We start from the raw sequence: 24,182 nt of genomic DNA on the forward strand, positions 1-24,182 counted from the left end.
TGTGAACTGATCGATAGGGAACTCGACGCCGTGTCTGGAGGGTTCTTCGACCTGAGCAATCTGTCCAACAACATCGTCGCGCAGGCGAACTCTGCCACGCAGGTCGGTGTGGCTCAGGGCGGCTCCAGCGTCTTCGGTGCCGGTGGTGCCGCTGCCGTCACGCAGCTGCTCGCACAGTCGAACACCAGCTCGATCGGCTAAGTTGCCTATGCCCGCACACTCCTTGGCTGCTTCCGGGGGTGTGCGGGTACTCATTTCAATCGAGAACTCTCATGGACACAGGCATCCTAGCGCAATCAATGTCCAACGAGCGTACTCGTGCCCAGCTGCCGAGAGATCCTCATCCACAGAGAATGGCCCGGCCTAGCGATGCGTCCGGATTATCGTCCGCCCCGCCGTCAGGCTAGCGATGAGCCGATTCGAGCAACTGCCGCTTGGCAAAATCCGCAAACGGCCCTGGTTCGCTCATGAGCTCCGCGTAGCTTCCCGCTTGCACGACTTTGCCGCGCAAGAGCATGACAATACGATCCGCATTGCGCACGGTGCTGAGGCGATGCGCAATCACGATCCTCGTGATACTCAATCGTTCCAGCGAGGTGCCGACGATGCTTTGAGTTTGGTTGTCGAGTGCGCTGGTTGCCTCATCAAACAGAAGAATCCGTGGTGAGCGTGCAAGAGCGCGGGCGATCAATAGTCGCTGCCGCTGGCCGCCTGACAGCGTACTCACACCTTCCGCAACCAACGTATGCATGCCCATCGGCATCTGCGCGATGTCGGCATCCAGCGCCGCCAGTCGGGCGGCCTCCCAGGCCTTCTCCAGCGGCAAATCAACGCCACCGCAAATGTTTTCGTAAAGGCTTCCGGTTGCGAGCTTGGTATCCTGGAGCACTACGCCAAGCTGCCGGCGCACGGCGCTGATGTCGAGCGTGTTGAGGGCCTTGCCGTCGTAAAACACCGTGCCGGCTTCCGCCCGCTCAAAACCGAGCAGCAAACGAAAGAGCGACGATTTTCCGCTACCTGAGGGACCGACGATCGCGACGTAGTCACCTGTCGCAATGCTCAGGCTGACGTCATCCAGGACCTTCGGCCCGCCTGTCGTATAGCGGAACACGATGCCGGAAAGTTCGAGCTCTCCGGATAGCTCTCCGGGTGATCGCCGTTCCTCAGAGATCTCGGCAGGAGTGGAAATCACGGGCTTCAAGCGGCTGAGGTGAGGAATCGCCACCAGTGATTCACTGACGCTCGAGGCCCAACTGCCGATCGCGGCCGTGGCCTGTCCGAACGCTGCCAGAAAGCCGAGAAACGCGCCGAGATCGAGCAGGACGTGACTGTTTGTGTAGGAGGCGAGCGCAAAGATGATCAATGTCGCCAGCATCGGAAAGGCGGTATCAAAGGCACTCAGCGCGTTGGCCGCTTGCTGCGAGGTGATGAAATAGCGCCTCTGTACGGCAAATTGTTGCGACCATCGCGCTAACGCGCGCGCCGTTGCGCCTGCCACGCGCAGCTTGCCGACTCCCGCAATCAATTGCAGCACAAAGCCGCTGGCCTTGCCTTGCAGGTTGAACTGCTTGGTTTCGTAGTAGAGTCGCACGGCGCTCGTGGCAAGAATTGCAGCCGCTCTAATCATGATAAGCAGCAGTGCAATGCCGCCCAGTCGGAGGTCATAGTAGAGCATCAGCCCAATGCTGAAGAGACAAAAGAACGAGGCCGTAAAGCCGCCCAGCACACGTCCGGTGAAGATCCGGCGAGTGGCGTCGATGCCCATGGCGCGATCGACCAAATCGCCGCTTGTATATTCGCGAAACAGAGAGGTAGGCAGGCGGAGCAGTCGGTCGATCAGCGCGGCCTGCAGCTTGTAGTCGAGCAGACCTTCGAGCCTTAACGTGACCCGTCCTTGCATCACCTGCAGACCGGCCATCGCCACAGCGGTGACCGTCAGCGCAAGCGCACAAACAACGAGCTGATCGATCTCGGTGCGTGGGATAACCGAATTGACCAGGACATTGGTGATCAGTGGCGGCATCAGCGACAGTAGCCCGATTGCCACAACCGCCAACGCGATGCGCGCGATGCTGCCGGAAACGCCTCGCATCGCAAAGGCAAGCAGATCGCGATATTGGAGCGGGCGGGCCGGCAGCGCCGGATAGAAAGTGATGGCCTCTGATTTGAGCTCCCCGGCAACGGAGCGATCGACCGGGCGACGACTTCCCCCCCTGGGGTCGAACATCGTATAGGTGTTCGCCCGCTCGCGCACCAGAGCCACTGGACTGCGTTGGTCTCCGTGCCAACCGAGGAGCGGTCCGGCATCGGTCTTCCACCAGACATCGCGCAGGAGTACACGGCGGATCCGCAACTGGGCTGTGCGAGCGATCTCCAGAATGTCGCTGAAGGCCTGTCTTGTGGGTTGAGCGCGCTGCGAAAGCGTAACGGGTATTCCCAGTTCTTCTCCGACAACCCGGCAACTGCAAAGCAGCGGGTCTGTCGGGTCCCATTCGGATTGCGCACGATCGGCTTTCTTGACCACGACATCAGCGAGCCGCTCAAACGAGTCGAGCGTTTGCGACACAGTGAGTTCGTCGCGGCGGATCAGGCGTTCCCGCTCTCGAAAGACGCCCTCTGCCAGGCTGCGCTCAAGATGAGCGATGACTGTTACCTGGAATCGATCAATCGCGGACCAGAGAATCTGGGTATCTGGCGGGTTTGGGTCGAGGCGCAATTTGCACCCGTGCTCGCCGGCTTCCACCCACACCCCAGCGGTCAAAGGGAAGGGAGGCTGCCCGGGAGCGAAGCTCGAGCCGAGGTTCATGACCTTTGCTGTCCCGGAGTCAAGGTGTGCCCACAGGAGGTCCCGCATCGGACCGCGACGTCGCTCGCCGGGGTGCAGTTCAATCGCCTCACCGCTCACCAACTCGGAAATGGCTTCGTTTGCCGCCGAGCGGACCATGAACACCGCCAATTGGGCAATCCAACCAGACACAGGGCCAAAGGACGCTGCACTGCGCGGCACCTCCAAAAGCGCATTCCCAGGCGGGCCGACAGCGATGATTTGCAGTCGGCTGCCCGAGGTTTCGCAGGCATTGTGCAGGTCCAGAATGCATCCGCCGTTCTCGACACGAAATAAATGCTGGCGCGTGCCTGTCGGCTGAACTGCAAATAAATCGACGTGGCCGGCTGCCACTTGAAAAACGTGTTCGTGGTCGCTGAGAAGCATGGGGCGACGCGCATCGAGCGAAGTCCGGTGCGACAGACCGATCGGCGCCTCGCGTTGTTGCCCAACGAAATTCTCACTGAGAAATCGATCCGTCATTCGCGCGCCACCAGTTTGGCATAGGAAGCCTGAAGCGCAAGAAGCTCTTCATGCGTGCCGCGCTCAACGATGCGACCGCGTTCGAGCACGATGATTTCGTCGCAATCGCGTATAGTGCTCAAGCGGTGGGCGATGATGATGCAGCTGCAGCCGCGGCGCCGCAGGTTGTCGTCGATGGATTTCTCCGTGATCGGATCAAGGGCAGCCGTCGCTTCATCCAAGACAAGGATCGAGGGATTGCAAACCAAGGCTCGGGCGATTTCGATGCGCTGACGCTGACCACCGCTGAAGTTCGTTCCGCCCTCATTGACGTGGCAGTCATAATTGCCCGGTCTAGTCGCAAGGTCTTGATGAATCAGCGCGTCCTTGGCCGCCGTCAGGAGGTGGCGCTCATCGGTTGTTGAATCCCAGAGCGTCAAATTGTCTCGCGCCGTTCCCTCGAACAGAAAGACGTCCTGGTCGACATAGGCGACGGAGTTCGCAAAAATGTCCGCCGGGACATCCGCCAGCTTACATCCATCAAAACGAATCTCGCCGGACCAGGGTTTGTACAGTCCGCAGATCAGCTTGCCGAGAGTCGATTTTCCGCTGCCCGACATGCCAACGAGCGCCACGCGCGAACCGGCTGGGATCACCAGCGAAAGATCCGCCAAGAGCGGCGGCTCGAGCACCGAATAGCCGAAGCTGATGTTGTGAAGTTCGAGTCGGCCGGTAAGCTTCGGCGGCAAGGCACCCGCATGTGTCGGCGGTTGCGGCGTTTGCGGGTATCGGTAGACATCCTCGAGCCGTTCGAGCGCTCCCTTGATGGTTTGCAGGCCACTGAAATAGTTCACGAGGTTGACGAAAGGCTCGGAGAAACTCAGCGCTAAGGATTGGAAGGCCACGAGGCTTCCCAGCGTCAACGAGCCCTGAATGACCCGCAAGCCTCCGACACCGAGAATCGCCGCGATCGTGAGTCCCGTGAGCAAGGTCGGGACCATGTCCAGTATGATGGCGGAGGCGCCGATCCTCTGTTCGGCGTTGAGGTTTTTGGCCTGAAGACCGGCCCACCGGCCGAAGGCGTCGTCTTCCAATCCACTTGCCTTGATGGTTTCGATAGTCCGCACCATGCTCACGGTCGCCCCGAGTAGCCGTCCCTGATCGAGCGCCAGCCGATAGCTCAGTTCCTGGCGGCGTGAAGCGACAAGCCGCAGGAGAAGAACATTTATCAAAGAGATTGCGACGCAAAGCGCGGTCAGGCTAACGTCGTAGACGGCCATGGCCGCGGCGAACAAGACGACCGACATCAGGCTGAGCGCATTGGCGGCAATGCCACTTGAAAGCAGCCGGGCGATCTGTTCGTTGGCTGCAATACGGCTTGCAATGTCGCCGGCGTGGCGTTGGGTGAAAAATTCCAGCGGCAGCGCCATGAGGCGCCACAGAAAACGGCTGGTCATCACGACGGCGAGCTTGGTCTGCAGCCGCAATAGCAGCGATTGACGTATGATGGTCAGAACGGCCCGGAGGGCCGCCGTCAGCGCCATGCCGATCAGGAGCGGCACAAGCCAGCCGCGCGTGTGCTGGATCAAAATCTCATCAACAAAGATCTTTGAAAATCCCGCGGCAACAATATTGGGCAGGACCGCGGCGATGCTGACAACAACTAGCAGGGCCACCGCCTGCTTTGAGTGGCGCAGCTCCCGTATGAGCAGGCCTATGCCCTTCGGTTTGGCGCCGACCTTCTCGAACGTTTCGCTCCGTTCGAACACCAGGACAACGCCGGTGAAGGCGTGGTCAAGCTCGACCAGATCGATCTGCCGACGCCCGCTCGCGGGGTCATTTATGTAGGCCACCTTTCTGTTGAGTCCTTCCAGAACCACGAAATGGTTGAAGTTCCAGTGAATGATGCAAGGCGTTGGAATCTCGGCAAGTGCCGGAGGCTCGACGCTGTAACCCTTCGCCGTCAGTCCGTATCGGCGCGCCGCTCTGATGATGTTGCTCGCCTTGCTGCCGTCGCGCGATACGCCGCATGCGACGCGAAGCTCCTCCAACGGAATCCACGCGCCGTAATAACCGAGAATGATGCCAAGCGCTGCCGCACCGCATTCGACGGCTTCCATCTGCAGTATGATGGGTGTCCGCTGGGTGCGTCGCTGCGGCAACCAGCTCGCCATGCGGCTGACGTAAGATTTGGGCCGGCCGCGCCCGCTGGTTGGCTGGTTTGGAGAGGGCCTATCCATCAATTCCCGTGAGGTGCTTGAGCAGGGGTATCACCAGATCGAGGGGGCGCTGCCGGCGTGTTGTGATCTCGGCCCGAGCCAGCGTTCCGCTCGTGAGATGAATGTTCGGCCCCTCGCCAACGGCCCATCGATATCCGGTTGCAGTGGAGGCGTCTTCATCGAGCGCAACCATCGCGGCGTAAGGTGCACCGTCGCGCGAGAAGCGTGAAACCAGGCTTTCGTTGTGCAGCAGCGCGGCCATGCCTTGCGGCGTCATCGGGAAATCAGAGATGCTGACCACGTTGCCCAGCATCATGCCGAATTCCTCGCGCTTCACCGTGCTTGGCTCGAGTTGCACCTGCATGCCAGGCTTGATCTGTTTGCCCCGTTCGGCGGGAACATAGACGAGGGCTTGGAGCTTGGCGCCTTCGCTTTCGATCGCAATCACCGGTGTGCCGATGGCGAGCACCGAACCGGGCGAAATTTTCACTTCCAAAACCCGCCCGTCCATCGGGCTAATCACTTGGGTGTTCTGGCTCAGCTGTTCGGCGGCGGCATTCATCTGCCGCCGGGCCTCGTTGAGGGAAAACTCAGATTGCTGAATTTCGCGACCGCGCTCCGTTTCCAGATCCGTCTTCTGCGACCGCAGCTTCAAAATCTCGTTTTGGGCGTCAGTACGGCGCTGTTGCGCATCGGTCAGCTCCTGGCGTCGCTCTTCCAGATTGCGCCGCGTCGTGTATCCCTTGGCCAGCAAATCCTCGAGGTTCTTGACGTCGACGGTGAGATATTCGATGCGCTGGCCCGTTGCCTTGATCACCTGTTGCAGGGCCATTTCAAGTTTTGCAAAGTTCTGGCTCTTGGCGGCGAGCTCGCTTGCAGCTTTCGACGTCCGATCGGCGTGCTCCCGCTGGCGTTCTTGAAAGACCTCGGTGGCTGCGTTGTGCTTTTGCTGGATCTCGGTTTGAACAATCTGGGCGATGGGTTGGTCCTTGTTGACGTGCTCGCCCACGGTGACTGCGACCGACTGCAGCCGTCCGGCCGCGGCGGATACCGCGTCGACGACCTTACCGCCGCTGCCGATCAGGATTCCCTCACCAGAGACGCGAGTGGGCACGCGCCCGAAAATGCTCCACAGCACGGCCGCCGCAAGCGCAATGCACAGTACAAGGGTAAGAATCCAGTCAGCGGGCTTGGTGATGACAACGAGGTGATCGAGCTGCTCGGGAGACGCAGCCCGGTCAAGGGCCGCGGCGCGAAACGCCCGTTGCGGCCCGTCGGTCTTGCTCATATGCTCCGGCTTTGGGAGCGGTTCAGACGCCGACATGTCTGCACTCAAAGCAAGTGTGAACTGAAGCCGACGATCCCCGATCTTTGCACAGAAGCAACCATCTAACAATCAATAAGGGGTGGCAGGGGAAGGACCAATTGGGATGCACGGGCTGACCGGCACCACGAGATTTTCGTTCCCAGCGCGAGCGCGCCGAAAGATGCTGGCGGCAAGCTTGGGGCTTGGGCTTTTCCTTCCGAGTGTGTGCTGCGCGGGCGTCCTGTCCGAGAGCGATTTCAGGCAGGCGGAGAGCCTTAAGCCGCTTTTTGCCAACCTCATGAACGACCTTGTCGCAACCGCAAAGCGTCCCGATGTTTCCAGCGGAGACGCCGACTGTGTCAACTCGACTATTCGGGAACTTCTTCAGATCTCCGACGAACTGGCAAGCTATGAGTATTTGATCACGATGGAGAAAGATCTGACCGATTTTGGCGACAAAAATCCAATGCGTGATATCGTCAGGTTTGCCGTCGACAAGAGCAGCGCGATCCTGACGAGCGAAAGAAAGCGGTTAGTTCAGATATCCGAGCGGTGTACCAAATATCCGTTAGGGCAAGGAAAGATTGAGCAGGCCCTAACCATCATCGACACGACGACAGGCATTTTGGCTTCCATTCGAGCTCGCCTTTGACCGGGCGAAAGAGGCGCCCGCGCGGTAGGCGATCTCCACGTGCGGAGATGACAGCGAAGGACCACTTGCAGATCCTAATGGAGAAAAGCGCGCCCAGATCGACAGTGAGTAGCCGAGCACCATCGAGAACACCTAGGTGCCACGTTTTGTAAACCGGCGGCAAGCCTCGGGCGATGTAGGCCCTGACTGTCTTTCGATCGGCCCCAAGTTGCTGGGCGAGGGCCGTGAACCGACTGATCTTGGCGATGCAAATCCAGGATCATGACAAGTTCCCGAAGTTTGATCACCGCGCCCTCCCGGCTGCGTGCGGCAGCAGCGTCGACGTCTCGGCGGCTTGCCACCGCTGGTCGCGGGAGTATATTTTCTCGATGGCTGTCAGCTCGCCCGATCTGAAAGCGTTTTTGCTTGCCACACCTTTCTTCGGTGGTCTCTCAGACGCGAGTTGCGATCTCTTGGTCTCAATGCTGGTCGAGCGCCGCTTCGACGTCGGCGACACTGTCGTCGCAGAAGGAGAGCCGGGCCGCTCAATGTTCGTTGTTCACTCCGGCGAGCTCGTGGTGAGCAAGCTCGGGGGCTCGGGGCGCATAATTCGCATGGCGAGCCTTGGGCCTGGCGACTTTTTTGGCGAAATGACGCTTATCGAGATGCAGAACCGATCAGCGACCATCGTCGCGCAGAGCCCAACCCTGCTGTACGAGCTCGCGGCTCGACAACTCTACGCGTACTACAAAGCCGACATCTACGCGTATGTGATGGTGATGCAGAATATCAACCGCGAGCTTTGTCGGCGGCTTCGCCGTGCCGACAATCGCATTGCGGAGCTGCAGATGCTTCATGCGAGTTAAGGACGAAGTGATATTTATGTCCGGCGGGAGCAGTAATCAGGAGCGGCTCGTCATCATTGAGTGCCAACCATGTCGGGTCGATAAAGGCCGATCAGGAGAGGTAGGTGCACACTAAAAGGATCTTCCGAGCGGTCGAGCCGTGCGCATTCAACCTGTCAGGCCCCGCTGGCTGAGATTGCGGCGGTATCGATGTTGCCGCGGCTTTTAGGTCAGAGAATCTGCCGTTTCCTGCTGAGACTCGCTATAGGCAAGGCGTTGTGGCGCCAGGATGAGTCCGTGTTGGCCGGCAGCGAAGGCCGGTAGGCCAACGAGGAGTTTATGCTCGGTTGGGCGAGATGCGGGTGACACCTTGCCAAACCGCTCTGACGTCAAGTGACGAGAGAGCCCCCAAAGGGGAGCCGCGACGTGCGACCTCGATCTGAAAAGTGTTGCGCTCCCGCTTCGCCTTGCTCAATTCCAAACGACGATCGCAACAGTCGGCGCGACCTGTCTGAGATACGGGACCGACTGCGCTTGGTGCAAAGCAGGCTTTCAGCCGCAGGCATATGTCGCCGAAGGGCTAGAAGCAGGCGAAGCATCGCCCCTCAAATCACCGGGACCGCTTCACGCGTTCGCGGCTCATGATATCGCTGGCCATGCCCATCAATGGCGGAAGAAAGAGCCGCTCATCCATTGTCTTGACGGCTGTCGCGATCTCTGGACGGAAATCCATATGGGCCAGGATATCGCGCTCGACGTCGATACCAGGAGCGATTTCGATCAGTTGAAGGCCTCCGGACGAAGCCTGAAATACGGCTCGTTCGGTCACGAACAGGGCAGTACGACCTTCTCTCACCGCGAACTCGGCATTGTAACAGATCTGTTCAATCGAGCCGATGAACTTGCGATGTCGGCCCTCCCGGACGATACGCAGCTTGCCGTCCTCGAAGCGAACTTCGAGCCCGCCAGCGGTGAAAGTGCCGCTGAAGACGACCTTGCGTGCATTCTGGCTGATATTGATGAAGCCGCCGACCCCGACGATCTTGTCGCCAAACCGTGAGATGTTGACGTTGCCCGCCGGATCGACCTCCGCGAACGAGAGAAAGGCAATGTCTAGTCCGCCGCCGTCGTAAAAATCGAACTGGTAGGGAGCGTCGATCACGGCATCGTAGTTCTGCGCCGTGCCGGAGTCCGGACCGGTCAGTGGGGCACCGCCGATAAAACCCTGCTCGTTGGTCAGAACGATATCGTCCAGAATGCCTTCCTCTGATGCGACCGCTGAGATGCCCGTGGATATGCCTGCGCCGAGATTGCAGACGGCGCCGGGCAAAATCTCCATCGCGGCGCGGCGTGCAACGATCTTGCGCTCCGAGAAGGGAAGGCGCTTGAGATGTTCGAGTGGAATGCGCAGCTCGCCCGCATAGGCCGGATTGTAGTCGGTCGCATAAGTTTGGCGCTGGTCCGGATCGACGACGATGTGATCGACGAGGATGCCCGGAATTTTCACGCTCTTTGGCGGAAGAGTTCCACGCTTGGCGAGCCGCTTGACTTGAACGATCACCGTCCCGCCTTGCTGCCGGCAGGCCTGGGCGGTGGAGATCATCTCGCCGAACAGCGCTTCGTCCTCCATCGTGACGTTGCCGTCCTCATCTGCCGTTGTCCCGCGCAATAACACGACGTTGAGCGGCAACGGCTTGTAGCGAAGCCATTCCTCGCCATCGATGATCATGAGCTCGACGAGATTATCCGTCGCGGTCTCGCTCTGGCGCCCGCCGCGCTGGCGTGGATCGATGAAGGTGTGGAGGCCGACCTTGGTGATCAATCCCGGGCGCCGCCCAGCCATGTCGCGCGTGATCTGCGACAGCACGCCTTGGGGGAGGGTGTAGGATTCGATCTTGTTGTCCCGGGCCAGCGGGATGAGGGAAGGCGAGTCGATCAGTGCGCTGGTCACGCTACGCTTCAGCATGCCTTCATGGCGGAAGCGATCCACGCCCTGTGCGACGCGGTCGCCAAGGCCCACGACGTGGATAAGGCAGAGGTCGCGTGGCTGCCCTTCCTCGAGGAAGCGCTTTTCGATGGCGACAATGATGGACTCGGGGATGCAGTGGCCTCCGCCGGACCCGCTGATCATCACGCTATCGCCCGGCCTGATGAGCTTCGCCGCGTCCGATCCCGAAATAACCTTCACGGAAATTCTCCCCAAGGCGAACGATTGACGCCGCAATTGTAACCGGTTACATATAGGGGGTAGTTCGGGGTGTCAAGCTGTGTGGACGTGCTGATTTCCCCGCCCGGCACATTTGACGGGTGTTACAAACCGGAGTTCTCTCCATGGCTCTGCTCGGGAAGGGCGTTCTTGCGATCTGGAATGGCATCAAGCCGGAGGCGGAGGATGATTTCGTCGCCTGGCATGTGCGCGAGCACATTCCGGAACGGGTCGGATTGGCCGGCTTCCTGCGCGGCCGCCGCTACGTCGCGCTCAACGGACATCCAAAATACTTCAATTTCTATGAGACATTGAGCACGGCTGACCTCTCCTCCGCCACCTATCAGGCGCGGCTGAACGCACCGACGGACTGGACCCGTCAGGTCGTGGCGCACTTCCTCGACACATCGCGGACGATCTGCGACGTAGCCTGGAGCATCGGCCTCGGCGAGGGAGGGTTCATCGAGGCGATCAGCTTTGAGACGACACTCGCTCCGAACGAGCTCACGTCGGTGCTCAGATCCGCGATGAACACAGCGCTCCAGGCAATCCCCGGCATTGTCGGCATCCATCTCCTGCAGGGTCGAACCGAGGCCGGACTGGCGCAGACGGCCGAAAGGGCTTTGCGGGGCGGCCCCGACAAAGTGGCGGCCTGGATCCTCCTGATCGAAGGCAGCAGCCCCGAGGCCCTGGCAAGGTTTCGAACGACAACCGGCAACGATTCTGAGTTGGAGCGTCATGGCGCAGCGAGCCGCATCAATCGAGGGCTCTACGCGTTGCAATTTGCCCTGACCAAGGCGGAGATTTCGGCGTCGTAGCACAATTGGCAACGCCGACATGCTAATTGAGGGTAGGGACCAGCAATCGACCACGCGCTGCGTCCGGCCAGGAGAGACAATGGCGTCACTTGAAGACCCCCAAGAAGCCCACACGCAGGGCGTCACGCCCCCACGAAACAGCGTCGGGCTGAGGGACGTTGCGCGCGCGGCCGGGGTCTCGACCGCGACCGTCTCTCGCGTGATCAACAATCCCGCGGCTGTTTCGCCGAAGCTTCGCGCGCGGGTCGAATCCGTCGTCAAGCACCTCGGCTGGGTGCCAGATGGTGCGGCGCGCGCGTTGACGACCCGGAAATCGAACGCCATTGGGGCGGTGTTTCCGACGCTCTCTCATGGTGATTTTGCGCGGGCGACCAACGCGATCCAGGAGGAGCTGCTGGTCAACGGCTACACTCTGCTGCTGGCCTGCTCGAATTACGACGCGGCCCAGGAATATGCGCAAGTCCGCAAATTCGTCGAGCAGGGCATCGATGGCATGATCCTGATCGGCAAGGCGCATCATCCTGAGCTCGAAAGCTTTCTCAATCAGCGCGGCGTACCTTTTGTTTACGCCTTCGTCTATGAACCCGAGACGCACGGCACCTGCGTCGGTCCTGACAATCGCAAGGCCCTGCTGCAGCTGACGAGCTATCTGGTCGATCTCGGCCACACCCGGTTCGGGCTGATCGCGCAATCGACGCAGAACAACGATCGCGCAGCGGCACGCCTCGAAGGTGTCCGCGATGCGCTTGCCGAACGTGGGCTGGCGGTGCGGCCCCAGCACTTTGCCATCGGCGAATGGACGATCGCGGAGGGCAGGTCCCTGTTCCGGCAGATCATGGCCGCGGAGCCGCGACCGACCGCCGTCATCTGTGGCAACGCATTCCTCGCAGTCGGAGCTTTGCTCGAGAGCCAGGAGATGGGCATCGAGGTTCCGGACGCGCTTTCGATCGTCGGCTACGACGACATCGAGATCATGAGCCATCTGCCGATCCCGATCACGACGGTCAGGGTGCAGGGTGAGCTGGTCGGCCGAGATGCCGCGCGCTTCATCATCAGCCGCGTCGAGAACCGCCCGATCGAGATCGCCTTCGAATGCAGCGCGGAGCTGCTGATCCGGAAATCGTCGGGGCCGGCACCAACGTAATGGAAGAGTGATCGTGGAACAGGCTCGGATAGACGGCAATACCAAACTGCTGGCCATCATCGGGGACCCAATCGCGCAGGTGCGATCGCCCGAGATCTACAATCCGCGCATCGTCACGGCTGGTGTCAATGCAGTCCTGCTGCCGATGCAGATCCCGACGGCGACATTTGACGACGCCGTCAAAGGCATCATGGCGATCCGGAACCTGATGGGCTTCGTGGTAACCTATCCTCACAAGGGGAGGGTACTTCCCTATGCCGATCAGGTCGGTCCAATCGGGCAGGCAGTGGGTGCGATCAATGCGGTGCGCCGCGAAGCGGACGGCTCGTGGAAAGGCGACATGTTCGACGGCGCGGGCCTCATTGGCGCGCTTGCCTCCCTCGGGCAATCCGCGGCCGGGCGGCATATCCTGATCCTCGGTGCGGGAGGAGCGGGAAGTGCCATCGCGATGGCGCTGGCGGCGGCCGGCGCGGCCATGATCGGCATCTTCGATCTCGACGCGAACCGTGCGACCGAGCTTGCAGCACGCCTTCAAAAGCATTTTCCCAGCTGCCAGGCCGGTGCCACCGAACCTGGCGTCGCCGGCTTCGATCTGCTGATCAATGCCACGCCGGTTGGGATGGCACCGGCATTCGCGCTCGCGCCGTTCCGCGGCGAACTTCATCCAGGTCTGACCGTCATCGATATCGTTCCAAAGCCGGAAACAACAGCACTACTCGCGCTCGCGCGCGAGAAGGGTTGTCCGACCGCGAATGGCGCGGCGATGATCAGCGGGCAGGCGGACGCAGTGCTTGCATTTTTCGGGATCGGTCCCGCATAACACCCCAAGCGAAGTCAGATATGCCTGGGGTGCAGTCTGATATCGTTATTGAGCAGGCGTCACGATTTGACGCTGCTCCCCGAGGCCGCTTACCCCCAGCGTCATGACGTCGCCGGCCTTCATGAACTTGTTCGGCTTCATGCCGAGCCCGACGCCGGGCGGCGTACCTGTCGTCACGATGTCGCCCGGCATCAGTCGCATGAAGCGGCTCAGATAGGAAACGAGGGTCTTGATCGGAAAGATCATGCGTGTCGTCGTTCCGGTCTGGACGCGGGTTCCATTCAGATCGAGCCACAGATCAAGCTTCTGGGGATCGGGGACCTCGTCGCTCGTCACGAGCCAAGGACCGCACGGCGCAAAACCGGGATAGCTCTTTCCCTTGGCCCATTGCCCTTCCCACTCGATCTGGTACTCGCGTTCCGAGATGTCGTTGAGCACCATATATCCCGCAACATAGTTGAGGGCGTTCTCCTCGCTGACATGCCAGCAGGTCTGGCCGATGACGAAGGCGAGTTCCACCTCCCAATCGAGCTTCTTCGATCTCGGCGGCAGTAGCACCGGGTCGTTCGCGCCGCACAGAGCACCGGTATGCTTGTTGAAGATGATCGGCTGCGTCGGGATTGGTGCGTTAGTCTCCTCGGCATGGTCGGTATAGTTGAGGCCGATGCAGACGAGATTGGGAACGTGAGCGACCGGGACACCGTAGCGCACCGAGCCAGTCACTTCGGGCAGGGTGCCGAGATCAGTTGCCTTGAGGCGCGCCAGCCCCGCCGGAGACAGGGCGGCGGCGTCAATGTCGGGGACGATCGAGGACAAATCCCGAAGCTTGCCCGTGCTGTCGATCGCGCCTGGCTTTTCCTGGCCGAAAGAACCAAAGCGAACGAGTTTCATCTATCTGTCTCCGTGATGGTGAGATGTTTGGGATTGCCCGGATGCCGGGCGGTGACGAGGCGCGCTATCGCAACGGCCAGACCTCGGAGAGTTCGCGCGCGGCTTGCATGACCAATGGCGCGACATCCGTAACGCGGGCTTCGTTCATTCGAACACCGGGACCGGCGACGCTGATCGTGCCAACCGGCGAGGCGGTTCCGCCGGAGAGGACCGCGGCTGCGACCGCCGTGACGCCGGGCTCCGCTTCGCTGACGGCGATTCCGTAGCCTCTTTCGGCCGTTCGCGCGAGTTCAGGGACAAAGTCTTCGAACGTCCGGATGACGCTCGGCCCATAGTTCTTCGCATCGTTGAAGCTTCCGTTGAGCGCCAGAATGTCACGCACCGTTACGAGATCGAGCCGCGCCAGCCAACTCTTTCCGCTCGCCGTTGCATACAGCGGGACGGTGTTCGAGGTGAGAAGCGGCTGGTACAAAAGCCCGCCGCGCGCGCCCTGCGCGTCGGCGACCCAGACAAGCGAATGGGCATCGATCACGGCCAGGCGGACGAATTCATGCGTCTCGCGAGCGAGGCGCTCGAGCAGCGGCTGGCAGATATCCGGGATGCCGGTCGCGCGATAGAGACGCTGCCCGAGGATGGTCAGGCGGTGCGTCAGTCGATAGTCGCCAGATTTGCGATCCTGCTCGACCCAGCCCCGGTCGATCAGAACCGAGAGCAGCCGATGAATGCCACTCTTTGGCAACCGAAGACGTTCGGAGATCTCGCCCAGCGGCAGCTCGCCTGCCGCATCCACCAGCAATTCGACGATCGAAAGGCATCGTTCGGCGGGAATATGCGCCATCTGAGGGCTCCCTAGCGCCCCGAAAAGACCGGCGCGCGCTTTTGGAAGAACGCCACAGCGCCTTCCTGAAGGTCGTCCGAGTCGAAGATCTTCTGCTGAGCAATGGTGGAGCGAAGCAGGCCGGCATCGAGCGGTTCGTCTTGCGAATGCTCGACCAGCTCCTTGGCGAGCAGGTTTGAAATGGGGCCGCGCGCGCCGATGGTATCGGCGACCGCCCGCGCCATATCGAGCGCCGATGTGTCGGCAACGAAATTGACGAGGCCCCAGTCGAGGGCGCGCTCGGCATCGATCTGCTGGCCAGTGAAGAGCATCTGCTTGGCGCGGGCCGGACCAATGAGGCGAGTGACTCGCACTGCTCCGTTGCCCGCCAATCCGCCGAGATGGCTTTCGGGAAGCCCGATCGAGACCCCGCGCCTGAGGACGCGCAGGTCGCAGCACAAGGCGAGCTCGAAACCGCCGCCGAACGCCGGGCCATCCATGGCCGCGATCGTCGGCATCCGCAGCCTCGCCAGGTTGCGCAGAACCATATCCTCGAACAGGATCTTCTGCTCGCTCGCGTCGTGGCGGATAGGCCCGAATTCCCGGATATCGCTGCCTGCGCAGAACGCCCGCGCGTCTCCGCCGTGGAGAATGACGCAGCGGATGTCCTGCGCCAGGGCAAGTTCGCAGACGACCCGGTTGAGCTCGCGCAGCATCGCGCGCGTCACCAGATTCAGCGGCCCCGCAGCAAGCGCAATCTCCGCGACGGTTCCGCGGCGCGTCGTCTGCACGAGGGTAGGGGCCGCGCCCTGCTGCAGGACTGTAGTCATCACTGCGCGCCGGCGGCTTGGGGCATTGTGATACCGTGAAGGACGCCCATCCGCTCAAAATGGCGATGGATCCTGTCGACATAAGCACCGAACTCCGGAGCATCGCCCAGCACGATGGGGCGGGGGCGCGGCAGCTCGACCTTGATGTCGTCGATGACTTCGCCGGGGCTCGGGCTCATCACCAAGATGCGGTCGGACAGGCCGACGGCCTCTTCCACGCTGTGGGTGATGAAGACCACGGTTGGCCTGCGGCGCAGCCAAAGCGTCTCGAGATCGGTTCGCACCTGAAGCCTGGTCAGTGCGTCGAGCGCGCCAAACGGCTCGTCCATGAGGATCACCGATGGATCGTGGACGAGGGTGCGAATCAGCGAGACGCGCTGGCGCATGCCGCCGGAAAGCTGGCGCGGATATTTGGTCATCGCATGTTCGAGGCGGAGTTGCGCGAACAGCTCCTTGGCCCGAACCGCCAGCTTGGCACGGTCGATCTTCCGAATGTCGGCATGGAGCATGACATTCTCGAACGCCGTGCGGAAGTCGAGCAGCAGATGGTCCTGGAAGGCGATCCCGACGTCGGTAACGGGCTCTCTCACCGCCCGGCCGGCGACTGTGATCTCTCCGGTCGAATGCTTGAGCAGGCCCGCGACCATCAACATCAATGTGCTCTTGCCGCAACCCGATGCGCCGACAACCGAGATGAACTCGCCGGCCGGTATCGTCACGTCAATGGACTTCAAGGCCTGGAACGGCTTGCCTGTGCCCTCGCCGAAAGCCTTCGACACATTGTTGATCGTGATCGGAACGCCGGATCGGGCTGCCATGTCGGATTGAGCCGTCATGATCTGTCTCTCTACCTTGCGGAGGCCGGAACGGCCATTGACGCCTTGATGGCTTCGAGCGGAACCTTCGAAACCAGAAGCGCCTTGCGACCCTTTTGGACAACGACGCCGTCCTGTTTGACGACCTCGACATCGAAATTGGCGATGGCTTGGGTCGGGCGTGAGCGGCTGTCGCGCAGCTCGGCCAGAACGTAGTCGACGAAGATGGTGTCGCCGACGAAGATCGGGCCGACGAAGCGCCAATCGCTGATGCCGAGGAAGGCGATTGCCGTGTCGCGAAGCTCGCCGGTCCGCGCCCACATCAGGCCATGGGCGTAAGCGAGGCCGAGCATGCCATGGGCCACCTTCTGTCCGAACTCGCTTGCGCGGGCGTAGACATCGCTGGTGTGGAGCTCCGAATGATCGCCGGTCAGTCCGGCGAAGCTCATCAGATCAGCTTCCGTGATGGTGCGGCCGGGGCTTCGAAACCTCATGCCTTCGTGGAGGTCTTCGAAGCGATATCCCAGTCTCGGCGTGTTGTTCATGGCGATGCTCAATCTTGGACGTCAGGCGAACCGACGTGTCATTTGCACGCGCGCATCTCGCCGTCGGCCGGCAGATACGCGTTCGTGTAGTAGCTCTTCGGGTCCTGTCCCTCCGGCAGCAGTTTCACCTCGGACAGAAGGGCCTGCGTCTTCGTCCAGTGCGCGTCTTCGGCCTTGCCGATGAACTTGGCGCCGCCGCTGCAGAAGAGAGGGGTGATGGCAGCGAGCTCGGCCGCGGCGAGCTTCTCGTTGAGGTCCGGGAAGGTCGCCTTCAGGTCCTTGACCGCCTTGTCGGGATTGTCGAGCGCAAAGCTCCATCCCTTGAGGCTTGCGGCAATGAATCTCTTCAGGACGTCGGGATTGTCCTTGATGAAACTGTCCGAAGCGAAGATCGAGGTGCTGACGGTCGGCACGCCATAGTCGGCGAACCGGTAGTTATCGAGCGTTGCGCCCTGCTGCTCGAGCTGGATCTGGTAGGAGTCCATCGATCCCAGGATCGCGTCCACCTGGCCCTGGAGAAGCGAAGGGACCATGGCTGGAACCGGCATGTTGATCATGGTCATGTCCGCCTCCTTCAGGCCGTTCGCCTTCAGGAACAGCGGCATCATCGTGGTTTGCGACGATCCTGCGGGCACTCCGACCTTCTTGCCCTTGAGATCGCCGATCGACTTGATGCCGCTCTTCGTCAGCGCGGACACTTCGTTGGGATTGGACTGATAGATCGTGGCGACGACCTTCATCGGCGCGCCCTTGGCAATCAACTGGCTAACAGCGACGGCATCAGCATAGGCCAATTGGGCACGACCGCTGGCGACGAGCTGCGCGGTGTTGCCGGAGCCATTGCCCTGGACGATGGTCACATCGAGCCCGGCGGCCTTGTAGAAGCCTTCTCCCAGTGCCGCAGCAAATCCGGCATTGGCGCCGCCCGCGGTCCAGTTGAGCTGGAACGTGACTGCGGTTTGCGCCGTCGCGGTCGCACTCCACGAGCCGAGCGCGCAGCTTGCGACGACGAAGATGTTAGTCAGAGCGCGTTTCATTGAATATCCCTCCCGAATATTGATTTCTGATTTTAGCGCTGGTGTAAGTTCAAAGCCTGTTGTGCTAATTCGTCTCGTCCCGTTGCCAGGGAGCCATCAGCCATTCGCTGAACTCGACGACGTAGTTGATCACGATCCCGATGAATGTCAGAACGACAAGCACGGCAAAGGTGAGCTCGAGGTCCATGGTGCTCGTGCCCTTCAGCAGCACGTAGCCGAGTCCCTGATTGGCGCCGACGAATTCAGCGACAATGGCGGCCGTTGCCGCGATGGTGGCCGACGCCTTGATGCCGGAGAATATGACCGGCAGCGCCGCGGGAATGCGCAGGAAACGGAAGGTCTGCCAGGTCGACGCTCCCATCGACTTTGTCAGGTACAGCAGCCGATTGTCGAGGATCTGAAAGCCACTGATACTCGCCAGGAGGAGCGGGAAGAAGGTCATCAGGACCGTCAGCAGCACCTTGGATTCAATCCCGAAGCCAAGCCAAACCAGGAAGAGGGGAGCGACCGCAATCTTCGGGACGAGCTGCAGAAGCATGATCGGCGGATAGAGAATTTGCCTGGCAACCGGGGACAGCGCGATCAACAGGCCGAGCGGAATGGCCGTCACCAGCGTGAGGCCGAAGCCGAGAACGATCTCGGTCAGCGTCACCATCGAGTTGCTCCACAGCATGCCCGCATCGGTGACCAGACGCGCGAAGACGGGACCGGGCGCGGGCAGCAGATAGACCGGAACCTTGAACACCCTGACCAGCAGATCCCACGCGCCAACGATCGCCACGAATGTCAGGGGAGGCAATAGATTCCAGCCGATCTTCATCAAGCTGCGCAAAAGCGGCATGCGATCGCGTGCGCTATCAGACTCCAGATTGCGCGGAGTCGATCCGATCAACCCGGAGGGTGTCGGCGAAACCATCCCTGGCTCCCATCTCTGTTCTAGGCGCGAACTTGAAGGCGCGCTTCGTTGCGGCAGCGTCCGAAACGGTCGGGTGCAGCGGTTAGGTGGAACGCTATTCCAACTTCAGGAGGCCTTCAACAGAAAAATGTATCCGGTTACAAATTCATTTCTCCCCTTGGAGATCGGTACATGCCTAGCACCGTTGGTTCCCTTCCGCACACGAACATTTCTCGCGATCAAGGCTTTGTGGGCACGTGTTGTAACCGCTTTATCCGGCTCCGAGGTAACGGCGTCTAAGCCTTCTGCGAACTCGCAAGAGGCTCTAACCAGGAGCAGGAAGCAGGGGGCGACCTGGCGACACGATCGGAGCCGACGTCGGCAACGTGTGCTATGCGGTCGCGGCAGTTGGTCCAATTCTTCATGCGCGCGGGTATTCGTTGATGCGGCTTCTCACCTGGAACATTCAGTGCGGCAAAGGCTGCGACGGCGTGACCGATCTGGCGAGGATCGTCAGGATCGCGAGGGAGACATGCGATGCGGATGTCTTCTGCTTCCAGGAAGTGAGTTCGAGCTTCTCCAGGCTCGATGGCGGTGGCGATCAGAGCGCGCAACTCGCCGCGCTGCTGCCAGGCTATATGCCGGTGTTCCGTCCGGCGATCGAAACCGTCGATCGGGCAGGTGAGCTGCATCGCTTCGGCAACATGACCCTGTCGCGCGTCCCGGTCGTTCAGATCAACAATCACATCCTGCCATGGCCGGGCGCAGGCAAAGGGCGCAGCATGCGGCGCCATGCCTTGGAGGTAACGGTTCAAACTGCGTTCGGCGCGGTGCGCATCGTCAATACGCATCTTGAATATTATTCGGTTGCTCAGCGCAAAGCGCAGATCATGCGCCTGCTGGACTTGCAGGAGGACGCCTCGACCAGTCCCAAGGCGTCGACCAGAGAGCCCGATGAGCCCTATGAAAGCCAAACCGTCTCGGCATCGAGCCTGATGTGCGGCGATTTCAATTTTGACGTCACCGATCCCCAGCACGCGATGATTGACCGGTCGAGCCGACCGGGCCTCAACTATCGCGATGCCTGGACGGCCGGTCGGCCCGACCGGCCGCGGTCGCCGACTTGCGGCATCTATGATCACGTGCAATGGGCCGACGGCCCCGATTGCCGCGACTTCATCTTTACAACAGAAGATCTGGTCGGCCGCATCGCTCACATCGAGGTCAACGGCAAGACCGATGCCTCCGATCATCAACCAGTCTTTATCGAACTCACCTAAAGGTGGCTGACGGGATATTGCAAAATCGAAGCTTGTCGCTGCGAAGAACGGGCGGTTGCTTCTGGTCAGGCGGCGGCGAGATAAGCTCTGGATGTTTCCGGACGGCCGCAAACATGCGGGCGAGAGCGACAGGCGCAAACCGCGAAGGATCAGGCTTAAGCCGACCTCCCGGTACATTCGGGACAAGCTCTTTCCGAGATAGAGCATATGCAATCCGACGGAAGCGCCCGAACACAGGCTGGCGCTGATCTATGTAATCGCCGACGGAGCCACCCGTCCGTCGACTGATCCCCTGCCAACGACGACCTGACCTGGGCCGAAGCGAACCTCGCGGGCGGTTGAGGGCGCACGCCTGGCGTCGCGATGTTGCGAGCCTCGCACTGGAACAAATCTGCCCCTTTCGTCGCCTGGACACATATGTCATAGTGAGAATACAAATGATCACTGCCTCGGGCAGCAAGCCGACTGGACTTTGACAGGGAGGGCCACCCATGAAGCGAGCAACATTCATGGCGGTTTTGTTCACGATTTTGGCGTTGGCGCCCCCGGCGAGTGCTGCGCGAATCGAGGTGCAGTGGTGGCACGCGATGAGTGGCGTGCTGGGCGACCGACTGAACGAGGTCGTCGAGAAGTTCAACCAGTCGCAGGACAAATACACCGTCGTGGCGGTGGCCAAGGGCAATTATGACGAGGTGACCAACGGCGTAATCGCCGCCTATCGCGCCAAACGGCCGCCGGAAATGGTGCAGATCGCCGAGCGCGGTTACTTGACCATGCTGCTGTCGGAAGCGGTCGTGCCAGTGCAGGATCTGCTGGAGCAGAAGGGCTACAAGGTCGACTTTGCCGACTTCATCAAGCCGGTGGCGAGCTTCTGGAGCTACAAGGGGCGTATGTCGGCGCTGCCGTTCAATTCCTCGACGCCGATCTTCTGGTACAACAAGGACCACTTCCAGAAAGCAGGATTCGACAAGCCGGCCGACACTTGGCAAGAGCTGGAAAAGCAGCTCTACGCCATCAAGGCCAAGGGAATCAGCGAGTGCGGAACCGTGCTGCCCGGCGATTTCTATTGGAGTCTTTTGGAGAATTACAGCGCCATCAACAACCAGCCCTATGGCACGCTTGCCAACGGCTTTGGCGGGCTTGGTACCGAATTTGTCTATAACAAGACCAAGGTGGTCTCGCAGGTCGCGCGGCTGAAGAAGTGGCTCGACGACGGTATTATGCAAATCGCGGGGCAGGGGTTCAGCCCGGAGCAGTTGTTCACCTCCGGCCGCTGCTCGACCTTCGTTAATTCGACCGCCTCGCACGGCAATATCGAGCGCAATGCGACCATCAACTGGAGCGCCACGTTCCTGCCGCATGAGAGCGACATCGATCCGCCCCTCAACAGCACGATCGGTGGTGGTGCGATCTGGGTGATGAAAGGGCACACGCCGGAGCGTTACGAGGCGGTGGCCGCGTTCCTCAATTTCGTCGCTCAGCCGGAAACTCAGGTGTGGTGGCACGGAGCAACCGGCTACGTTCCCGCGACCAAGCGCGCCTACGAGCTGGCGCGCGAGCGCGGCTACTACAAGGATCATCCGACTCGGGAGATCGCGGTGCTACAGTTGTCGCGCGGCACGCCGAACGAGAATTCGCGAGGCTTCCGCTTCGGCAATTTCGTGCAGACCATGCTGGCCCAGCGCCAGGAGGTGGAGGCGGTCTTTGCAGGCCAGAAGCAGCCGCAGCAGGCGATGGATGACGCGGTCAAGCGCGGCAACGAGATTCTCCGCCAATTCGAGAAGCTCAATGCCGGGAAAGACCTCGGCGGTGACCGCTGACGGCCATGACCGTGCGTTCGTCTGTGACCTGGCGTGATGTGGCTGTGCCCGGACAACCGCGTACCGCCGCGGCATCTGCCGAGCTGGGCTCGCGCGACGCCGCTGCCGCTTCGGACCGGGCAGCCGTACCGCGGAAGAGGGCTCGGCCGGTCCAAGAGCCGGGGCTGAAACGGGCGAATTTCGGAGAAGGCCCGGGCCTTCCGACCCTGCTGCTGCTGCCGCAATTCTTGATCTTGCTGTTCTTCTTCTTCATTCCATCGCTGCGGGCGCTGACGCAGTCGGTTCTGCTCGCCGATCCGTTCGGCACGACGGTCCAGTTCGTCTGGTTCGACAATTTCAAGGCGTTGTTTGCCAGTGTCGAGTACCGCCAATCGGTGTGGGTGACGTTGCAGTTCACGGTTGGGCAGAACGTGCTGACGCTGCTAGTTGCGCTGGTGCTTGCCTTTGCCACCGACCGCATAGTGCGCGGCCGCTCCGTCTACCGCACAATCATTCTCTTGCCATATGCAATCGCGCCTGCGGTCGCGGGCATCCTTTGGGCATTCCTGTTCAATCCGGCGGTTGGGCCGCTCGCCCAAATGCTGCATTCGCTCGGGGTCGCCTGGGATCCGAACCTTAATCCGAACCATGCTCTGATCTTGGTAACGCTGGCCGCCTCCTGGAAGCACATCTGCTACGATTACATCTTCCTGGTGGTGGGATTGCTTGCGGTGCCGGTGTCGCTGATGGAGGCGGCGGCGGTCGACGGCGCTGGGCCGATCCGGCGCTTCGTTTCGATCGGCCTGCCGATGTTGGGACCAACTGTGTTCTTTCTCACCGTGATGAACTTCATCTACGGTTTCTTCGAGACCTTTGCGATTATCGACGCCGTCACTAAGGGCGGGCCGGCGGGTGCCACCAACATTCTCGTCTACAAGGTCTTTGTCGACGGCTTCGTCAATCTCGACCTCGGCTCTTCCGCGGCGCAGTCGGTGATGTTGATGAGCTTTGCGCTGATCTGCACATTACTGCAATTCCGCTATTTCGACCGCAAGGTCAATTACGGGGTCTGAGATGGTCGAGCGAGCACCCGTCCTCAACTTCGTCTGCCACGCGATCTTGATCGCGGGGGCCCTGACCGTGTGCGTGCCGCTCTACTTCGCATTCGTCGCGGGCTCGCTGACCATCGGCGAGGTACAGAAGGTGCCGCTGCCCTGGCTGCCGGGCGACCAGTTCTTTGCCAATTTGCAGACGGCCTGGGTGAAGGCGAATTTCAGCCGGACCTTCGTCAATTCGGTGGTGGTGGCGCTGGGTATCACCGCCGGCAAGATCGCGGTGTCCCTGCTTTCGGCCTTCGCCATCACCTATTTTCGTTTTCGCTATCGGATGCTCGCGTTCTGGCTGATCTTCGTCTCGCTGATGCTGCCGATCGAGGTGCGCATCGTGCCTACGTTCGAGGCGGTGGCGAATGCCGCGTTGCCGCTGCAAAGGCTCGCCGATACGTTGCGTCTCGCTGATCTCTGGCGCTGGATCAGCGGTCACGAGGTCACGATCGCGTTTGAATGGAACATGGTCAACACCTATCCCGGGCTGATCTTGCCGCTGATGGCCTCGGCCACCGCGACATTCCTGTTTCGCCAGTTCTTCCTGACCGTGCCCGACGAGCTTTGCGAGGCCGCACGGCTTGATGGTGCCTCGCCCCTGCGCTTCTTCTGGAGCATCCTGTTGCCGCTGTCGGTGCCGAACATGGTGGCGCTCGCGATCATCCTGTTTCTATTCGGCTGGAATCAATATCTTTGGCCGTTGCTGTTCACGACTGACAAGGACATGGCAACGGCCGTAATTGCCCTGAAGAACCTGATCCCACGCTCCGATAGTGAGCCGGCCTGGAACGTCGCCATGAGCGGCGCGCTCCTGACCATGCTGCCGCCGACGTTGGTGATCCTGCTATTGCAGCGCTGGTTCCTGAAGGGGCTCGTCGACAGCAGCAAGTAAGGA

21 protein-coding genes and 1 pseudogene are annotated in these 24,182 nt (G+C 60.9%); 10 read left to right on the forward strand and 12 right to left on the reverse strand.

The features are described 5' to 3' along the window. Nucleotides 1-201 (forward strand): hypothetical protein (locus tag JQ627_RS22775; RefSeq protein ID WP_212486379.1); only part of this gene is annotated, 201 nt, incomplete at its 5' end. Nucleotides 202-403: 202 nt separating this feature from the next. Here the strand turns inward: JQ627_RS22775 and JQ627_RS22780 are convergent. From JQ627_RS22780 to JQ627_RS22790, 3 genes are read right to left on the reverse strand one after another with little or no spacing between them, the layout of a single operon-like run. Beyond that, on the reverse strand, nucleotides 404-3,307 hold the full coding sequence (locus JQ627_RS22780) for an NHLP bacteriocin export ABC transporter permease/ATPase subunit (RefSeq protein ID WP_212486380.1): 2,904 nt from the start codon (nucleotides 3,305-3,307) through the stop codon (nucleotides 404-406). Next, nucleotides 3,304-5,460, reverse strand: a complete 2,157-nt coding sequence (locus JQ627_RS22785; RefSeq protein ID WP_212486381.1) for an NHLP family bacteriocin export ABC transporter peptidase/permease/ATPase subunit — start codon at nucleotides 5,458-5,460, stop codon at nucleotides 3,304-3,306. The genes JQ627_RS22780 and JQ627_RS22785 overlap by 4 nt, the downstream gene beginning before the upstream one ends. A gap of 58 nt (nucleotides 5,461-5,518) precedes the next feature. Then, nucleotides 5,519-6,793 carry an NHLP bacteriocin system secretion protein gene (locus JQ627_RS22790; RefSeq protein WP_212486382.1) on the reverse strand — a complete coding sequence of 425 codons (1,275 nt, stop codon included), beginning with the start codon at nucleotides 6,791-6,793 and terminating at the stop codon, nucleotides 5,519-5,521. 142 nt (nucleotides 6,794-6,935) lie between these two features. Here JQ627_RS22790 and JQ627_RS22795 point away from each other — a divergent pair, with 142 nt between their 5' ends. Next, on the forward strand, nucleotides 6,936-7,463 hold the full coding sequence (locus JQ627_RS22795) for a hypothetical protein (protein ID WP_249143300.1): 528 nt from the start codon (nucleotides 6,936-6,938) through the stop codon (nucleotides 7,461-7,463). 154 nt (nucleotides 7,464-7,617) lie between these two features. Here JQ627_RS22795 and JQ627_RS39670 read toward each other — a convergent pair. After that, nucleotides 7,618-7,750: pseudogene (locus JQ627_RS39670) on the reverse strand (IS21 family transposase); the annotation flags it as partial. Between the two features lie 81 nt (nucleotides 7,751-7,831). Here JQ627_RS39670 and JQ627_RS22805 point away from each other — a divergent pair. Beyond that, a complete protein-coding gene (locus tag JQ627_RS22805; protein WP_212486383.1) occupies nucleotides 7,832-8,308 on the forward strand; it encodes a Crp/Fnr family transcriptional regulator in 477 nt (158 codons plus the stop codon). A 589-nt stretch (nucleotides 8,309-8,897) separates the two neighbouring features. Here the strand turns inward: JQ627_RS22805 and JQ627_RS22810 are convergent. After that, entirely contained in the window at nucleotides 8,898-10,475 is a 1,578-nt protein-coding gene (locus JQ627_RS22810; protein ID WP_312015802.1) for a CoA-transferase, read from the reverse strand. Between the two features lie 143 nt (nucleotides 10,476-10,618). On the opposite strand from JQ627_RS22810, the gene JQ627_RS22815 reads away from it, so the two are divergent. The 3 genes from JQ627_RS22815 (at nucleotide 10,619) to JQ627_RS22825 (ending at nucleotide 13,275) form a co-directional block, all read left to right on the forward strand. Continuing rightward, complete coding sequence (locus JQ627_RS22815) at nucleotides 10,619-11,311, forward strand: DUF4286 family protein (protein ID WP_212486384.1); 693 nt, start codon at nucleotides 10,619-10,621, stop codon at nucleotides 11,309-11,311. A gap of 79 nt (nucleotides 11,312-11,390) precedes the next feature. Further along, nucleotides 11,391-12,455 carry a LacI family DNA-binding transcriptional regulator gene (locus JQ627_RS22820; RefSeq protein WP_249143301.1) on the forward strand — a complete coding sequence of 355 codons (1,065 nt, stop codon included), beginning with the start codon at nucleotides 11,391-11,393 and terminating at the stop codon, nucleotides 12,453-12,455. A 7-nt stretch (nucleotides 12,456-12,462) separates the two neighbouring features. Further along, nucleotides 12,463-13,275, forward strand: a complete 813-nt coding sequence (locus JQ627_RS22825) for a shikimate dehydrogenase (protein WP_212486385.1) — start codon at nucleotides 12,463-12,465, stop codon at nucleotides 13,273-13,275. Between the two features lie 45 nt (nucleotides 13,276-13,320). Here the strand turns inward: JQ627_RS22825 and JQ627_RS22830 are convergent, their stop codons facing one another. The 7 genes from JQ627_RS22830 to JQ627_RS22860 form a co-directional block, all read right to left on the reverse strand. After that, nucleotides 13,321-14,166 carry a fumarylacetoacetate hydrolase family protein gene (locus JQ627_RS22830; RefSeq protein ID WP_212486386.1) on the reverse strand — a complete coding sequence of 282 codons (846 nt, stop codon included), beginning with the start codon at nucleotides 14,164-14,166 and terminating at the stop codon, nucleotides 13,321-13,323. Between the two features lie 64 nt (nucleotides 14,167-14,230). Beyond that, on the reverse strand, nucleotides 14,231-15,004 hold the full coding sequence (locus tag JQ627_RS22835; RefSeq protein WP_212486387.1) for an IclR family transcriptional regulator: 774 nt from the start codon (nucleotides 15,002-15,004) through the stop codon (nucleotides 14,231-14,233). A gap of 11 nt (nucleotides 15,005-15,015) precedes the next feature. Further along, the gene (locus JQ627_RS22840) at nucleotides 15,016-15,774 is read right to left on the reverse strand and encodes an enoyl-CoA hydratase/isomerase family protein (protein ID WP_312015803.1); all 759 of its coding nucleotides are present in this window, start codon (nucleotides 15,772-15,774) and stop codon (nucleotides 15,016-15,018) included. Nucleotides 15,775-15,812: 38 nt separating this feature from the next. Further along, a complete protein-coding gene (locus JQ627_RS22845; protein WP_212486389.1) occupies nucleotides 15,813-16,649 on the reverse strand; it encodes an ABC transporter ATP-binding protein in 837 nt (278 codons plus the stop codon). Between the two features lie 11 nt (nucleotides 16,650-16,660). After that, complete coding sequence (locus tag JQ627_RS22850; protein ID WP_249143302.1) at nucleotides 16,661-17,173, reverse strand: MaoC/PaaZ C-terminal domain-containing protein; 513 nt, start codon at nucleotides 17,171-17,173, stop codon at nucleotides 16,661-16,663. Between the two features lie 38 nt (nucleotides 17,174-17,211). Continuing rightward, complete coding sequence (locus JQ627_RS22855) at nucleotides 17,212-18,210, reverse strand: ABC transporter substrate-binding protein (RefSeq protein ID WP_212486390.1); 999 nt, start codon at nucleotides 18,208-18,210, stop codon at nucleotides 17,212-17,214. A 64-nt stretch (nucleotides 18,211-18,274) separates the two neighbouring features. Further along, nucleotides 18,275-19,051, reverse strand: a complete 777-nt coding sequence (locus JQ627_RS22860; RefSeq protein WP_212486391.1) for an ABC transporter permease — start codon at nucleotides 19,049-19,051, stop codon at nucleotides 18,275-18,277. A gap of 440 nt (nucleotides 19,052-19,491) precedes the next feature. On the opposite strand from JQ627_RS22860, the gene JQ627_RS22865 reads away from it, so the two are divergent. The 4 genes from JQ627_RS22865 to JQ627_RS22880 all read left to right on the forward strand — a co-directional run bounded on the left by JQ627_RS22865 (nucleotide 19,492) and on the right by JQ627_RS22880 (nucleotide 24,179). Beyond that, nucleotides 19,492-20,385, forward strand: a complete 894-nt coding sequence (locus tag JQ627_RS22865) for an endonuclease/exonuclease/phosphatase family protein (protein WP_312015804.1) — start codon at nucleotides 19,492-19,494, stop codon at nucleotides 20,383-20,385. A gap of 491 nt (nucleotides 20,386-20,876) precedes the next feature. Further along, nucleotides 20,877-22,205 (forward strand): extracellular solute-binding protein, encoded by a 1,329-nt coding sequence (locus tag JQ627_RS22870; protein ID WP_212486392.1) that lies wholly within the window; start codon nucleotides 20,877-20,879, stop codon nucleotides 22,203-22,205. Nucleotides 22,206-22,288: 83 nt separating this feature from the next. Beyond that, on the forward strand, nucleotides 22,289-23,257 hold the full coding sequence (locus JQ627_RS22875) for an ABC transporter permease subunit (RefSeq protein WP_409363813.1): 969 nt from the start codon (nucleotides 22,289-22,291) through the stop codon (nucleotides 23,255-23,257). Between the two features lies 1 nt (nucleotide 23,258). Then, nucleotides 23,259-24,179: an ABC transporter permease subunit gene (locus JQ627_RS22880; protein ID WP_212455212.1), complete on the forward strand. Its 921-nt coding sequence runs from the start codon at nucleotides 23,259-23,261 to the stop codon at nucleotides 24,177-24,179. Nucleotides 24,180-24,182 lie beyond the last annotated feature (3 nt).

Source organism: Bradyrhizobium liaoningense (genome assembly GCF_018130785.1).
Lineage (GTDB): Bacteria > Pseudomonadota > Alphaproteobacteria > Rhizobiales > Xanthobacteraceae > Bradyrhizobium > Bradyrhizobium liaoningense_A.

What these genes read in the sequence shown, in the direction of transcription:
- JQ627_RS22780 (WP_212486380.1), bottom strand. Translation starts at nt 3,307, where the DNA reads ATGACGGATCGATTTCTCAGTGAGAATTTCGTTGGGCAACAACGCGAG.
- JQ627_RS22785 (WP_212486381.1), bottom strand. Translation starts at nt 5,460, where the DNA reads ATGGCGAGCTGGTTGCCGCAGCGACGCACCCAGCGGACACCCATCATA.
- JQ627_RS22790 (WP_212486382.1), bottom strand. Translation starts at nt 6,793, where the DNA reads ATGAGCAAGACCGACGGGCCGCAACGGGCGTTTCGCGCCGCGGCCCTT.
- JQ627_RS22795 (WP_249143300.1), top strand. Translation starts at nt 6,936, where the DNA reads ATGCACGGGCTGACCGGCACCACGAGATTTTCGTTCCCAGCGCGAGCG.
- JQ627_RS22805 (WP_212486383.1), top strand. Translation starts at nt 7,832, where the DNA reads ATGGCTGTCAGCTCGCCCGATCTGAAAGCGTTTTTGCTTGCCACACCT.
- JQ627_RS22815 (WP_212486384.1), top strand. Translation starts at nt 10,619, where the DNA reads ATGGCTCTGCTCGGGAAGGGCGTTCTTGCGATCTGGAATGGCATCAAG.
- JQ627_RS22820 (WP_249143301.1), top strand. Translation starts at nt 11,391, where the DNA reads ATGGCGTCACTTGAAGACCCCCAAGAAGCCCACACGCAGGGCGTCACG.
- JQ627_RS22830 (WP_212486386.1), bottom strand. Translation starts at nt 14,166, where the DNA reads ATGAAACTCGTTCGCTTTGGTTCTTTCGGCCAGGAAAAGCCAGGCGCG.
- JQ627_RS22835 (WP_212486387.1), bottom strand. Translation starts at nt 15,004, where the DNA reads ATGGCGCATATTCCCGCCGAACGATGCCTTTCGATCGTCGAATTGCTG.
- JQ627_RS22845 (WP_212486389.1), bottom strand. Translation starts at nt 16,649, where the DNA reads ATGACGGCTCAATCCGACATGGCAGCCCGATCCGGCGTTCCGATCACG.
- JQ627_RS22850 (WP_249143302.1), bottom strand. Translation starts at nt 17,173, where the DNA reads ATGAACAACACGCCGAGACTGGGATATCGCTTCGAAGACCTCCACGAA.
- JQ627_RS22855 (WP_212486390.1), bottom strand. Translation starts at nt 18,210, where the DNA reads ATGAAACGCGCTCTGACTAACATCTTCGTCGTCGCAAGCTGCGCGCTC.
- JQ627_RS22860 (WP_212486391.1), bottom strand. Translation starts at nt 19,051, where the DNA reads ATGCCGCTTTTGCGCAGCTTGATGAAGATCGGCTGGAATCTATTGCCT.
- JQ627_RS22870 (WP_212486392.1), top strand. Translation starts at nt 20,877, where the DNA reads ATGAAGCGAGCAACATTCATGGCGGTTTTGTTCACGATTTTGGCGTTG.
- JQ627_RS22880 (WP_212455212.1), top strand. Translation starts at nt 23,259, where the DNA reads ATGGTCGAGCGAGCACCCGTCCTCAACTTCGTCTGCCACGCGATCTTG.